Consider the following 13,951-nt stretch of genomic DNA (forward strand, 5'->3'; position numbering starts at 1 on the left):
GTGTTTGTTAAAAACTTAAAAACAGATATTACATGGGCGGTCACTGAGGAACAAGGTGCCCGTCTTTTACGTACAGAAGACTTTGAAGAAGTAGAAGCACCAAAGCCTAAACGTGCTACTGCAAAGAAAACTGAACCTGATAATGAAACAGAAAAGTAGGTGGTCTTATGTGGCAACCGACACAAGATGAAATAGATCAACTTAAGCTATTGAATAATGTTACAGGAGCTAAGCATGATACGTTTTATCGTGCGATGGCTCCTATTTTATTTGATGTGGCAAAAGATCACTGTAATCGTACATGGGAACCATCTGAGATGCCTCAAGGTGTCCGTTTGTTCATTGCTAAAGCCATTCAGTTTAATACGCAATCAACAGGACTGAAAGGGCGCACAATGGGAACAGTTTCGTATTCATATGATACAGAATTTCCTAAAGCCATCTGGACATATTTACGACCGTATAAGAAGGTGAAATTCCATGCCTTACGATGAATTCCCTCACACAGTTGAAGTAGTTCAGAAAAAGAAGGTATCGGACGGTGCAGGAGGCTTTAAAACAGAATGGGTACCAGTTGAAACAATCGAGGCATTTGTTGATACACCTACTTCGAAAGAACGATTCTACGCACAGCAATTGGACAATCCGTTAGAAAGTTATATGTACTACGAATACAGAACATACCTTACATCTAGTATGAGTCTAAGGTATGAAGGTGAGATATATGCCTTCGCTGGTCGGGCTGAAGACCAAGGTGGTCAACATGAAATTATGCGTGTTGCTTTAAAGTTGGTGACGGAGTAATGGCTAAAATTACATTCAGTGGACGTCAACTGTTAAAAGCAGCAAAACAATTTGAAAAGGGCTTGCTTGATGAAGTATCAGACGTTGTTTACGAGACAGCTAGACTTATTCAGACTCATGCTAAAGCTCTGGCTCCTTTTGATGACGGAGGCTTGAAAGATTCCATTGAAATGAAAATGATAGGGAAATATAATGCCGAAGTTACTGTAGGAGCTAATTATGCGATTTATGTGGAATATGGAACAGGAGTCTATGCTGAGGGGCCTGGAGGAAGTCGAGCAAAGAAAATCCCTTGGTCTTACTACAGTGAAAAGCTAGGACATTGGGTTACAACTGAGGGTATGAAGGCACAACCATTCTGGGGTCCTGCAGTTGATGCCGGAAGAGACTATTTCAAGAAAGAAATGAGGCGATTAGGCTTATGACAAATTACTATGCCTTGCCTTACTTTGAGCTCCAAAAAGCAATTTATCAGAAGTTAACAGCTTGTGAAGCATTAACAAATATCACACGTAAAGATGATGAAGATCCCGGTGTGTATGATGCTGTAGACGAAAATACACCTTATCCTTACGTGACAATCTCAGAGCCCTATTCGTCTCCATTTGACACCAAAACAAGCAATATCGAAACAATCACATTTACAATTCATGCTTGGTGGAAGGATAACGATGATTACAGTGGTAAACGTAAGGTATATGAGATGTTATCAGCTTGTCAAAGCATTCTAATGGCTCGTAATTACTTGATACCAGGAGCAAAGGTATTAGATATCACAAGACGTGAATCTCGCGTCATAGACGATAATAGCCCAGGTGTAAAGCATGGCATATTAGTTATTCAATACAAAGTACAGAACATTTAACAGTCCATTTGTGGGCTGTTTTTATTTTAGGAGGGAAAACACACATGCAAAACGGTAAAGATACAGTCTTACTTGTACAACTTGCTACAAATGCATTGGGTGAAGATGGTTTTCTTATTGGCCATTTAACCGAAAATAGTCACTCGATGGAGAATGAGTTAGTAGATGAACAAACAAAATTTGGGCGTATCGTAGCCTATGGTCAATCAAGTGAATCATTTGAAGTAACGATGTTTGGTGACAAAAACGATCCAGGCCAAAAAGCAATCTTAGATGCGATTCGCAAAAAAGTGCAGCTGAAAGTTTGGGAAGTCGACTTGAATACAGTGAAAAATGAAGCTGATGAAGAAGTGCACGATGCAATCTTTGCTTACACACTAGTTGAGTCTGTAGAGAAATCAAATCCGGGAGATAACTTCCAAGAAATCTCAGGGACTCTACAAGTAATTGGAGAATCTAAAGAAGGACAGTTACCTAAGTTACCTGACTCGGTAATCGAATTTGCTACTTACGGATTTGAAGCTCCTGGTGAAAAGACCGGTGAATTTGGTAAGGAACAAAATTCAGGGGTTGCTGTTACAAACGTATCAGTATCACCACAAACTACATCAGTCACAGTTGGAAGCACACGACAATTAACTGTTACAGTTCTGCCTGCAGATGCAGCTAATAAAAACGTTACATTTACTTCAAGTGATGATTCAATTGCAACAGTTTCGACTACCGGATTAATCACTGGTGTAACTGCAGGAACCGCAACAGTAACTGTTACGGCAAGCGGTGGTAAAACAGCGACAGTTTCAGTGACTGTCACGGAGTCATAATCTAAGCACTCTTTTGAGTGCTTTTTCTTTTGAAATTAATTACTTGGAGGGCTATTAAATATGGCTACATTAAAAATTGGTAAAGAACAACATGATGTGAAATTTGGATTTGCTTTCAAAAACGTAGCAGATAAAAATTATAACGAAACTGACAGAGAAGGGAACGAAACTGGCGGCTTTATCTCTATCTATCAAGGTTTATTGCAATTTAACTTAGATGCTTTAAAAGCTTTCTGGGATTGCGGATTAGCACACCTTAAAAAACGTCCTTCGATGGCACAAATTGAGGCTGCTTTAGAGGAACGAATTGAAGAAGATGGCGATACAGAAACGTTATTCAAAGAAGCATTTCAGGAAATCAATGCCTCGGGTTTTTTCAAAAAAGATGCGAAGACGTTCTGGAAGAACTTAGACATGTTCAAAGAAATGGGTACCGAGCAAGAACAGGTCGAGAATGCGAAGGCCGTACAAATGTTACTCGATGCGAAAGCATAGTTGGAGACAGAAATCGAGTAGACGGATTAGAGTGGCTAGATGTCATTTCTAACGCTGCTGAATACTTAGGCGTATTTGACGTTGAGCTAATCATGTCATGGACTCCAAATGAGTATAAGGCGCTTTTAAAAGGTGCTCAAATGCGAATGGTAAGCGATTATGAAAACCTTGCTATACAGGCAATGTACATCAGAAAAGCTGATAACGCGAAGCGACTTAAGCTTACTGATCTATTTGATGCTGAAAAAGCTCGAAAACGGATTCTTGAAGGTGATAAGGACTGGAAGGAATCGAAGAAGATGGACACAACACTTTACAAAAAAGCACAAGCAGACATGAAAGTTTGGGCTCAAAATTTAACTATGAAATGAGGTGAGCATAAATGAATGGAAACTTTACGGCTAAAATAGGCGCTAGAATTACAGAGTTCATGGCAAAGATGAAACAAGTACAAAGCACTATCAAAAAATCAGCAAATGATGTTCGAGTGGACATCGGTGCAGATGTTGCTCAGTTCAAGCGTAAAACTGCTGAAGTAAAGGCAAAAATGCTAGCACTCTCTCGAGAAAAAGTTGTTATTAAAATAGAGGCTCGTATTGAAGATTTCCAAAGAAAAATTCAACGGATTGCAGTAAATATCCGTGCATTCGGCGAGCTGATGCAACACACCGTAATGGGTACAATGATGACCGTTTTCCCGGCATTGTCACCTATATTAGCTAATGTCGCTGTAGCTATTGCGAATTTAGGTCCGATGATAGGTGTTGTCGCTGGCTCTACATTTGCATTAGCTGGAGCATTTGTTAGTGCTGGTGCAGCTGCTACGGTTTTTGCTGCTGTAGCGATTCCTACGATTTCAAAGCTTTTTGATGAAGAAGCAAAGCTCAACGCTGTACAACAGCAAGCTAAAAATTCATTTGAGGCTGTAAAGACCACATATCAATCACTTGTAAAAGAGACAGAAAAACCGGTCTTGCAAGCATTTACGAGTGGGATGAAAGCGACTGACACCATACTCAATAAGTTAAGGCCTCTATTTATATCTAGTGCACAAGCTGTTGCTAATCTGATGGATCAACTTAATACGGCTATAGGCACACCACCTATACAGAAGTTTTTAGAATATCTTAATACTTCTGGTGCACCGATGTTAGAGACAGTTTCAAGGTCTGTTGGGAACGTATTTAAAGGGTTGTTATCAATGCTTACAGCCTTCGCTCCATTAAGTGCAAGTACAGCAAAAGGCTTTGAGGAAATGACAGCTCGTTTTGCTGAATGGGCAAATGGACTAAGTGGTAGTGCGAAATTCCAAGCGTTCATGGATTACGTGAACACTAACATGCCGAAGATTCGAGCTATATTCCGCGATGCAACTGCGGGGGTTATTTACTTCTTTAGTGCATTTGCCGGATCATCTTCAGACATGATGGACGGGCTTGTAGCCATGATGGCACGATTCAAAGAGTGGTCAGCTACTCTTAGTCAAAACCAAGGCTTCCAACAATTCCTTGATTATGTACATCAAACAGCACCTAGCGTTTTACAACTAATCGGTAATCTAACGCAGTTTTTAGTTAACCTCGGTATTGGTATGGCCCCTTTAGGAGCTAAAATTATCGAGGTTGCAAATAAAGTATTAGAATTTGTCAACTCAGCGATGGAAGGAAATCGAGCGATTGGTGTCTTGATAGCTGGGTTTATTTCATTTGGTGGAGCTTTACTTGCAATCGTACCTAACCTTATCGCTTTTAGTACTTTATTTAAAGGTATAGGCGGAAAGCTAGTAGGTATTCTAGGTAAATCCTTTAAGACTGTTACACCTTTATTTACTAACTTTAGTGCGACAGTTGGTAGGTTAGCAATGTCAGTATTGCCAAAGCTAGGAGCGGCGTTCGGTTTTATAACGAGTCCAATCGGTCTAGTTATAGCGGCTATAGTAGCTTTAACGGCAATTTTTGTTGGTCTGTATCAAACTAATGAAACTTTCAGAGCCCAAGTACAAACGGTATGGGAAGCCATCAAAACAGCAATTTCTATAGCAGTAACAGCTGTTGGTAACTTGATTACGTCAGTTTGGACACAAATCACTTCATTTTGGAATGAAAATCAAGCAAGCATTATGGCGACTGCATCGACTATTTGGAATGCTATAGGCACAGTAGTTACAACCGTAATGTCAGCAATCGGTTCTATCATGCAATTTATATGGCCTGTTGTTCAAGCTTTAATTGTTTCCACTTGGGGTGCAATCAAAAATGTAATTCAAGGTGCAATTGATATTATTCTCGGAATCATCAAAACGTTTTCTTCTTTATTCCAAGGAGATTGGCAAGGTGTCTGGGACGGAATTAAACAGATTTTGAGTGGAGCAGTGCAAGCCCTTTGGGGTGTAATTAATCTTTATTTTGTTGGTAAATTACTTGGCCCATTAAAAGCGTTTGGTAGTACAGCTAAAACACTTTTACAAACTGTTTGGAATGTAATTAAAGGTATTTTCACTAATACACTAAATGCGATTAAAACCGTTGTAACAACCATTTTTAACGGAATAAAATCAACGATTCAAAACGTTTCGAATGCTATAAAGTCCACAATCTCAACAGTTTGGAATGGCATTAAATCGGTTATCACAACAGTTCTAAATGCTATCAAGTCTGTTGTCTCGACGATTTGGAATGGTATTAAGAGTGTTATTTCCTCTGTTTTAAACAATATTAAGAGCACAGTTTCGTCAGCCTGGAATGCAATTAAAAGCGTAATTTCAAGCGTTCTTAACGGTATCAAGAGCGTTGTCTCTTCCATTTGGAATGCAATTAAATCAGTTGTTTCCTCAGTTCTAAATGGTATTAAAACGGTTGTTAGCACTATTTGGAATGGCATCAAAACTGTTGTCGAAACCGCAATGAATGGTGTTAAAACAGTAATCGAAACAGGTTGGAATGCAGCTAAATCATTCTTAGAAAATATTAAGCTAATACAGATTGGTAAAGACATCATTAATGGCTTAATCAAAGGGATTACAGATTCATTTGGTGCTGTAGCGTCGGCATTAAGTAATTTAACAGATTTAATTCCTTCTTGGGTTAAGTCAGCTTTAGGTATCCATTCACCTTCACGTGTCATGATCGCCATTGCTAAATGGATTCCGATCGGTTTAGCCAAAGGGATTGAAAGTACAACGAATGTAGTTCAAAAAGCTACAAACATGATGGTAAGAAGCGCTATTCCTGATTTTAGTCAAAATCTATCAATCACTAAAGATATGATTCAGCAGACTCAAAGAATTGTTAGTAACGCAGCTAAAGATAACAGTAAAGAAATCCTGGCCATCCAGAAAGATTATGAAGCAAAACGTGCCGAAGCTACGAAAAAAGCAGATGCCAAAATCAAAGAAATAAAGGCTAAAGCAGCTGATAAAAATAAAAAGCTTACAGCAGAGCAACAGCGTCAAATAACTAAAATCCAAGAGGATGCCAAGGCAAGCAGAGAGAAAATAGCAAAAGATGAAGCTAAAGCAATTGATAAGATCAAAATAGCTTCTCAGAAAGAAACATTCGATGCGCTGAAAGACTTCGCTGACAAGCAAATTGGTTTGGAAAAGTGGTCTACGAAACAACAGGCTGAGTATTGGAAATATGCTGCTACAGCGTTCAAGGAAGGCACGGACGAACGTATTGAAGCTCAAATCAATTACAACAAAGCCATGGCTGAGCTCACACAAGAGAAGTTTGATAAAGAGAAAGATTATATCGATCGTAAGAAGAAATATAATCAAATGTCTCTTACTCAAGAGCTTGCGGCTTATCAAAAATACTTACAACAGTATAAAGTTGGTAGCCAAGAGCGTATCTACTATGAGGATAAGATTGCTGAAACTAAACAGGCCATCCACGAAAAGCTAACTTCTCTTAACGATGAGTACATCACAAAAATTAAAGAGACTCAACAAAAAGAAATTGACGGTATTAAAGAGCTTGAAAAAGCCTATGAGGATGCTGTCAATAACCGAGCTAACAGTATTTATTCATTCAAAAACCTGTTTGATGAGATTGGCGAAAAAGCTGAAGTGACTAGTCAGCAACTCATTAAAAACTTACAAGATCAAGTAAGTGTAATGGCGAACTGGTCACGAAACATGCAAGAACTTGCTGGAAAAGGTATTGATAAAGGGTTACTTGCTGAATTACAAGCAATGGGGCCAAGTGCGTACGCTGAGATTGAAGCATTAAACAGTATGACAGCTACGGAACTAAATTATTACAATGACATCTGGAAAACGAAAACAGCCCTTGCAAGAAGCCAAGCACAAGCTGAATTAGTGGATTTAAGAGAGGATACTAACAAACAGATTGATGCACTTAAGAATGATACCAAGAAACAACTAGAATCATATAAAGACGAGTGGCTGAATCAAATCAAAGCTATTAAAACAGGTACTACAGGCGAGTTTAATGCAATGTCTTCATCAATGTATAATATCGGTTCAAACGTTATCCAAGGGTTACGTAACGGTATGAAATCAGAAATACCTGGGATGTTATCGGAAGTGCAGGGGATGGCTAAAGAGATTGAACAAACTATCCGTAAAACTCTTGCTATCCATTCACCTTCTCGTGTCGCTGATAAGCTAGGAACTTATTTTGGACAAGGTTTTACAAATGGTATTGCTAGTATGCGTGCTGATGCAGCACAAGCAGCTGCAAGTTTAGCTGATGCTGCACAATCGGATTTAAGTGTTTTAACAGATGGATTGTCTGTAAGAAGCGCTATTAGCAGTGCTCAAGACACAAGTATTACAAATGAATCAGTACTGGACTTATCAATGTTTGATAAAGTACTTCAACTACTAAAAATCATTGCTGATAAAGATTTATCATTGGAGCTTGATGGTCGACTGTTAACAAACTATGTAGATGAAAACACTGCAAGAAAAACAGATTTAAAACGTTCTATGAGAGGAGTGTAGAGAATGGATGCGAAGTTAGTAAAAGTAAATGGAGAAGAAATTATTTTGTCTCATGAGCGTTTCGTTACGCAGGACATTAAAGTTTCCCCTATCGATATTAAACGTGATGTAGCTGATGTCGAAAGACGGGCTGGAACTATCAATGAACTAATCAAACATGGTACTCGCAGAATACAGCTGCATCTTATATTTATCGCAAAAGACCATTCAGATTTTGAAACACTCGAAGGTAGAGCATTTGATTTGTTTACAGATTTAGATCCGTATTATTTGTATAAAGCCATACCAACAAAGCAATCCACTATGTACGAGTTTGAACTACCAGGCAAAGAATGGGGCAGAGAGCTCGATTTTATGCCTGGTGAGGTTGCTTTTTTACATGGCAAAAGATACATGGTTGTTAATAGTGACATGTCTGAAATCGAACAGAAAGGTCTCACAGGGAAATTTACAGTCGAACTTGAAACTTACCTACTTCCGTATGCTGAGAGCTCATCGACCTTAAAAGAATTAAAGTTGTGGGACATTAACAAATGGGAATGGAATCAAGGGTTAACTTGGGATGATGATTTACAGTACAGATTTACATCTAATTCTTTCACTTTAAAGAATTTCGGAAATGTGAAGGTTGATCCACGTGAAAGCGAATTGAAAATAACTATTAAGGCAACAACCTCAAGTTACTTAGAAATAAAGAATGTAACTACAGGCGAAGTATTTCGGTTTAATGGTACTTTATCAGCTTCAGATACATTAATTTTGAATGGCATTTACTCTTATAAAAATGGAGTGAATGCCATTTTGAATACCAATAAAAAGCTATTAACGCTTGCGCCAGGAAACAATATCTTTACTGTAACAGGCGGTACCATTCAATCGATCGAATTTGATTTTAGATTCCTGTACAAATAGAAAGGATGTGAAGGAATTGGCATTAGAATTGCATAATACAGAAAACCCGATTAGCAATGCTGAAAGGTTAAAGATCAATGAGAATTGGCAACGGATTATGTCGGGGTATTCTTATCTACAGCAACAAATTAAGGTATTAGCTGGTGGCGCGGAAGTCGATGAGTTGATACAGCGATTAAATGACGCTATAGACAATGCGAATGTAGCCGTACAAGATGCCATTGACGCAAATGACAAAGCCTTACAAACAGCTCTTGATACAGTCTCACAAACACTCGTAGACATGAATAAGGCTATCTCAAACGCAAATACTGCTACATCCGAAGCTAATACTGCTAAACAAGGTGCTTTAGATGCAACAGCACAAGCTCAAACAGCTATTAATACAATGCAATCGCTCATTAAAAATATGGGACACCGAGGTACTTGGAATGATGCAACTCAGTTTTATAAAAACAATATAGTTTTTTATAATGGTTCATCTTTCATTGCGCTACAAGACAATATAGGAAAACCACCACCTACTTTACCTGCTCAGTCAAATGCTTATTGGTCTATATTTGCTGAACAAGGTGCTCGTGGGCCTGAAGGATTAAGAGGATTACCGGGGAGAGATGGTAAAGACGGAACTGGTGTTAATATAATCGGTGAGTTAACGAGTGAAAGCGAATTACCGACTACTGGGGCACCTGGTGATGCATACATGATACATGGTGATCTTTATGTATGGCAAGATAACACGAGTACTTGGAAGAATGTTGGTCCAATTCGAGGCCCTGAAGGACCTCAAGGGCCAGCGGGACCACAAGGTGAACAAGGACCACCAGGAGAAGACGCAGATTTAACAGAAATCAATCAAAAAGTCGAAGGAATACAAACTGAAGTTACTGAACATTTGGCTGAAATGGATACTGAGTTAGGCAAAACGTTGAAAGCCAATACTTTAAATACTGTCAATAGAAAAAGCAATCTAGGTCACGTTACTGCGAGTGAAGCATACAACCAAATTAATTTTAATTATAATGATAGATCAGAAGTTGTAGAGATTCATATTCCCTATAGTTCATCTTTTGCTGGCTCTTTAGAATTAAATGTGACGAGTACTTACGGCAATAGCAATGCCTCAGGTACGGCTAAAATTATGTACAATTTATGTCTTACTGCTGAAGGTGCAATTGCATATAATGACATGACCATTTTATCAATGCCACCAACCTTTGCAAATGAATTTTATATATCAAGTATACAGAAAGCTGATATTGCTCGGGTGTTCGTTATTTCTATAGTTAAAAGAAAGTATAGTAATCAAATAACTATTGACTTAACTGTTAAGCAAGCAGGAGGAGTGGCTGCAGGAACTGTATCAAACAGTATAACTGTAAATGCACCGTATAAGATTGATACGGTTGTAAGCACTACAGACTATCCAATTCAGCAACCAATTTTTAAACTTAGTCTGCCTAAGCCTATAAATGCTGTATTAGAGACTGGTTGGAGTGTGCGTCCAAATAATTCTCTAACATATTACAAAGATCCTTTTGGAGTTGTTCACATATATGGTAGAGTCGATAGAAGAGGCGGTACTCCATTAATTACAATAATGCCAGTTGGATATAGACCAACTATGAATTTAGAGCATGGTGTTCAAAAAGGCCCTGCATCAATAACATTTGTCGACCTATCTTTGGATGGTCGGTTAAATGCCAATTATGTAGAAGATGGAGGTAATATTCTTATTGAAATGTCATATAGAACTACTTAAACAGAAGGAGGTTGTGTAATGTATGCATACGAAATAGATAGTGAAGGATATATCATTAATAATTATGTAATTGATGGTGACATAATAGTACCAGATGGATGTATCACTGAACAGCTACCGCAGCCATTATTATTTTATCGTCCAAAATGGTCAGGTAAAGAATGGGTTGAAGGTGAAACTGAGGAAGAAAAAGCAGAACGTGAATCTCAGCAATTACTAGAATCATTAAAACCTTCTCCTCCTGAAATTGTTGATGCTGAACTAGAAATAAAAATGATTACAATGTTAAGAGAAATGGAGGTTATATAATGAGTGATAAACACTTAGAAGGATTGACACAGGTACAAAAACGACTTGTGAAAGCTTATGCAACAACAGTTATTGGAGAAGTACGGAAAGTTAAAGAAGTTAAACCTACAGAGCTACAACCATATGTAGTATTAGAAATCGCAGAACGTGAAATTGCTGTACTTGCAAAAGAATAATCGTTCCATATCATGCTACTGTTGAGGATTTATATCTTAACAGCTACAGAAGATGTTTAATAACTTTTCTAATTACCAATCCTTTAAACAATAAGGAGTGGTAAATGTGGAAAATAGGTTTTTCATCGGTGTCTTTAATGGCTTAATTATAAGTATTATTTTATGGACTTCTATATTTGGATGGATAAGAATAATTAAAAATTTGCTATAAAAAAGTAAGTTATTTTATTGGTAAAGCATTTGATAGATAGTTCTTCTTTCTGTAAACTTATTGGTAGTTGAGGAGGAGATGTTACTTGGACTTTTGGAGTTTTTTTGATAAATATTTCACAGCTATAATGGTTCCGCTTGGGACTATAATCGGAGCCTTTCTTGGGGCTAATATTTCAAGTAGAACCCAAAAAAATATAATTTCAAAGCAAATTAAGTGGGACAAGATTAAAGCACGTAACTTACAAGTAAACGAAACGATGGAAATTTACAGTAAAGTTTTAGAGATGGATGGTTCTCTCCATGTTATTGAATTTAACAGTGGTCACCAGACAGAAATAAGGCTAGGGGAATACACAAAGAAGATAAGACCATTGTTGTTTGAAAAATTTCATCAATTACATCAAGATGTTGCTGACCAAGTTTCCGATATGGATGAGCTTATTGAATTGTGTAATTTCGAAGAAGAGCTTTCTGATGAAAATTCTGAAAGATTAGCGCATATGTACATTAAATTGATTAATATCATTAAAAGACATTTAAGTATGTATAGAGAGAATTTTTTGAAACAAAATTAAATCGCCAGCCTTCCGCAGTTATCTGTGGTTGGCTTTTATTATGCAAAAATGAAGTCTATAAATGAAAATATAGATTTCAAGAATAAGTGCATCTATTGGCACAATTGTTCCACATTGTTCAGTAAGTCGTGAAAATTATAATATCAAATATTTAATGAAGTGTCCTCACTTTGAGGATGCTTTTTCTTTTGCTTGAAGGGATGTGATCAAATGAAAATTACTACTAAGTTTGGTAAAACAAAAGTTATTGATTACGGACATTGCATCAAAATCACTGCACCAAAAATTAAGTTAGTTGGTGATAAGGAATGCTAATCGTTACAAACTATGCTGGCAATCGCACAGAGCCGTTTTTTACGACATCTGCACCAATCTTTGAACAGGATACGTTAGGCAATACAACACTTGAATTTACAGTCAATAAAACAAACAACGAGGTAGGGTTTAACCTTCTTCAAGAAGAAACGATTGTCACTGCAGCAAACTATGATTTTCGAGTGAAGCAGATAATCGATGACAAGCCAGGGCGTAAAACAATCCTTGCTATCTCGACTTTCTTTGACCTAGCTTATCAGTTTAAAGATAAAACCTTTGGAGGCACTCACTCAAGTCAAGAGTTTGTTAACTACCTGTTTACTGGTACAGGATGGGTTGTAACATGTGACTTCAATGAGATAGCGACCATCGATAAGTTTGGTTCTAAAAACATTGTCCAGTGTATCAATCAAGTGTGTAATGCTTTCGACTGCGAGTTCGAAATTCTACCAAATAAGCGAGTGCATTTTAGTAAGTCGCTTGGACCTGATAACGGTGCTCAGTATCGATATGGCCATAACATTAAGACTCTTAGTCGAAAAATCGATACGACACATCTTCGCACCAAAGTAACGGCTACAGGCAAAGAAGATTTAACAGTCACTTATACCTCTCCAAATCACACGATATGGGGAATCCGTGTTACTGATCCAATAAGTGATGAACGTTTCACAAATCCTGATAACCTATTGAAAAAAGCCAAGGATTCGCTTATCGATTATCCGGAAGTAAGCATTGAACTAGATACGTTAGATTTGTTAAATAAGCAGTTAGGCGAAAAGGTCTGGCTGATTTATGAGCCGATTGATGGGTTAGAGCTCCAGACTCGTATACTTAAGCGTACTTGTGTAATTGACGAAATTGCAGATGACTTAAAGACAATTGAAGTACTGCTAGGAAACTCGTTACCACGTTCAATGACTGATAATGAGCTTGATTCAGAAGAAGAACTTGTTGAGATAGAAGAGGAGTTAAAAGAAGTAATTGATGAAAGTAAAAAGGAATTTAGGTCAGCTATTACTCAAACGGATAACCGTATAACGATTGAAGTTGAACAGTTAAATAAATCAATTGCTAAGATTGATGTGAAGGCTGATAGTATCAACTTTTCAGTTAATAACCGTATCACAAATGAAATGGCAGCTATTAATATTCGAGCTGATCAAATCCAATCTACTGTAAGTTCTCAAGGTGCACAGCTTCACGGGATGGATACAAGAGTAGCAAACGCTGAATCAACGATTACACAGCAAGCGCATCAGATTACTCAGAAGGTATCAGTGACGGATTATAACGGGGATACAATAGTTTCAAAGATAAATCAAGATGCATGGTCGTATACCATAGATGCCCAAAGAATCAACTTAAACGGGGCTGTGGTGGTCAACGGTAGTATTAGTGGTTCTACAGATATTAATGTTTCCAGGGATGTTTGGATAGGCAGAAACTTAACTTTCCAAGGCGGTGGTCAAAATGTAATAAGATTTGCTGATATGACAACTATAACTTCTGATGGATATGGCGGTCTTGCAATTGATTTATGGAATGATTTAGACATACAAGCATCCAAAACTACTTTTTGGGGTAACGTAGATTTTTCTCATGCCAATGTAATAGGTCTCAATAACGGTGGTGGAATTAGTCTCTTCCAAAGCACTAACAATCCTAAAACTTTAGTCGTTAGAAAAAACGGTTCAGATATTGGGTATCTAACAATGAGTTAAAACAAATATAA

General features: G+C 37.7%; 15 protein-coding genes. All 15 read left to right on the forward strand.

Going from position 1 to position 13,951, the window contains the following annotated elements; all coding sequences use genetic code 11:
* The 15 genes from ACQKOG_RS13275 to ACQKOG_RS13345 all read left to right on the forward strand — a co-directional run bounded on the left by ACQKOG_RS13275 (position 1) and on the right by ACQKOG_RS13345 (position 13,940).
* Positions 1-159, forward strand: coding sequence for a DUF7302 family protein (locus ACQKOG_RS13275; protein WP_427446903.1), 159 nt, complete (start codon positions 1-3; stop codon positions 157-159).
* A gap of 8 nt (positions 160-167) precedes the next feature.
* The gene (locus tag ACQKOG_RS13280; RefSeq protein ID WP_427446905.1) at positions 168-494 is read left to right on the forward strand and encodes a phage head-tail connector protein; all 327 of its coding nucleotides are present in this window, start codon (positions 168-170) and stop codon (positions 492-494) included.
* The gene (locus tag ACQKOG_RS13285) at positions 481-804 is read left to right on the forward strand and encodes a phage head closure protein (RefSeq protein ID WP_427446907.1); all 324 of its coding nucleotides are present in this window, start codon (positions 481-483) and stop codon (positions 802-804) included. The genes ACQKOG_RS13280 and ACQKOG_RS13285 overlap by 14 nt, the downstream gene beginning before the upstream one ends.
* Positions 804-1,229, forward strand: a complete 426-nt coding sequence (locus tag ACQKOG_RS13290; RefSeq protein ID WP_427446909.1) for an HK97-gp10 family putative phage morphogenesis protein — start codon at positions 804-806, stop codon at positions 1,227-1,229. The genes ACQKOG_RS13285 and ACQKOG_RS13290 overlap by 1 nt, the downstream gene beginning before the upstream one ends.
* On the forward strand, positions 1,226-1,669 hold the full coding sequence (locus tag ACQKOG_RS13295) for a DUF3168 domain-containing protein (protein WP_427446911.1): 444 nt from the start codon (positions 1,226-1,228) through the stop codon (positions 1,667-1,669). The genes ACQKOG_RS13290 and ACQKOG_RS13295 overlap by 4 nt, the downstream gene beginning before the upstream one ends.
* Positions 1,670-1,713: 44 nt before the next feature.
* Entirely contained in the window at positions 1,714-2,493 is a 780-nt protein-coding gene (locus tag ACQKOG_RS13300; protein WP_427446913.1) for a phage major tail protein, TP901-1 family, read from the forward strand.
* 60 nt (positions 2,494-2,553) lie between these two features.
* Positions 2,554-2,988 carry a tail assembly chaperone gene (locus tag ACQKOG_RS13305; RefSeq protein WP_427446915.1) on the forward strand — a complete coding sequence of 145 codons (435 nt, stop codon included), beginning with the start codon at positions 2,554-2,556 and terminating at the stop codon, positions 2,986-2,988.
* A 92-nt stretch (positions 2,989-3,080) separates the two neighbouring features.
* The gene (locus tag ACQKOG_RS13310; RefSeq protein WP_427446917.1) at positions 3,081-3,359 is read left to right on the forward strand and encodes a hypothetical protein; all 279 of its coding nucleotides are present in this window, start codon (positions 3,081-3,083) and stop codon (positions 3,357-3,359) included.
* 11 nt (positions 3,360-3,370) lie between these two features.
* Positions 3,371-7,954: a hypothetical protein gene (locus ACQKOG_RS13315; RefSeq protein WP_427446919.1), complete on the forward strand. Its 4,584-nt coding sequence runs from the start codon at positions 3,371-3,373 to the stop codon at positions 7,952-7,954.
* Between the two features lie 3 nt (positions 7,955-7,957).
* Positions 7,958-8,866 (forward strand): phage tail domain-containing protein, encoded by a 909-nt coding sequence (locus ACQKOG_RS13320; RefSeq protein ID WP_427446921.1) that lies wholly within the window; start codon positions 7,958-7,960, stop codon positions 8,864-8,866.
* Between the two features lie 16 nt (positions 8,867-8,882).
* On the forward strand, positions 8,883-10,628 hold the full coding sequence (locus ACQKOG_RS13325) for a collagen-like triple helix repeat-containing protein (protein WP_427446923.1): 1,746 nt from the start codon (positions 8,883-8,885) through the stop codon (positions 10,626-10,628).
* A gap of 18 nt (positions 10,629-10,646) precedes the next feature.
* Complete coding sequence (locus tag ACQKOG_RS13330; protein WP_427446925.1) at positions 10,647-10,937, forward strand: hypothetical protein; 291 nt, start codon at positions 10,647-10,649, stop codon at positions 10,935-10,937.
* Entirely contained in the window at positions 10,937-11,113 is a 177-nt protein-coding gene (locus ACQKOG_RS13335) for a hypothetical protein (protein WP_427446927.1), read from the forward strand. The genes ACQKOG_RS13330 and ACQKOG_RS13335 overlap by 1 nt, the downstream gene beginning before the upstream one ends.
* A 296-nt stretch (positions 11,114-11,409) precedes the next feature.
* A complete protein-coding gene (locus tag ACQKOG_RS13340) occupies positions 11,410-11,901 on the forward strand; it encodes a hypothetical protein (protein ID WP_427446929.1) in 492 nt (163 codons plus the stop codon).
* 308 nt (positions 11,902-12,209) lie between these two features.
* The gene (locus ACQKOG_RS13345; protein ID WP_427446931.1) at positions 12,210-13,940 is read left to right on the forward strand and encodes a phage tail protein; all 1,731 of its coding nucleotides are present in this window, start codon (positions 12,210-12,212) and stop codon (positions 13,938-13,940) included.
* The last annotated feature ends 11 nt before the right edge of the window (positions 13,941-13,951 follow it).

The sequence above is a fragment of the Lysinibacillus sp. NPDC093216 genome (assembly GCF_050280325.1).
In the GTDB taxonomy this organism is placed as follows: Bacteria; Bacillota; Bacilli; order Bacillales_A; family Planococcaceae; genus Lysinibacillus.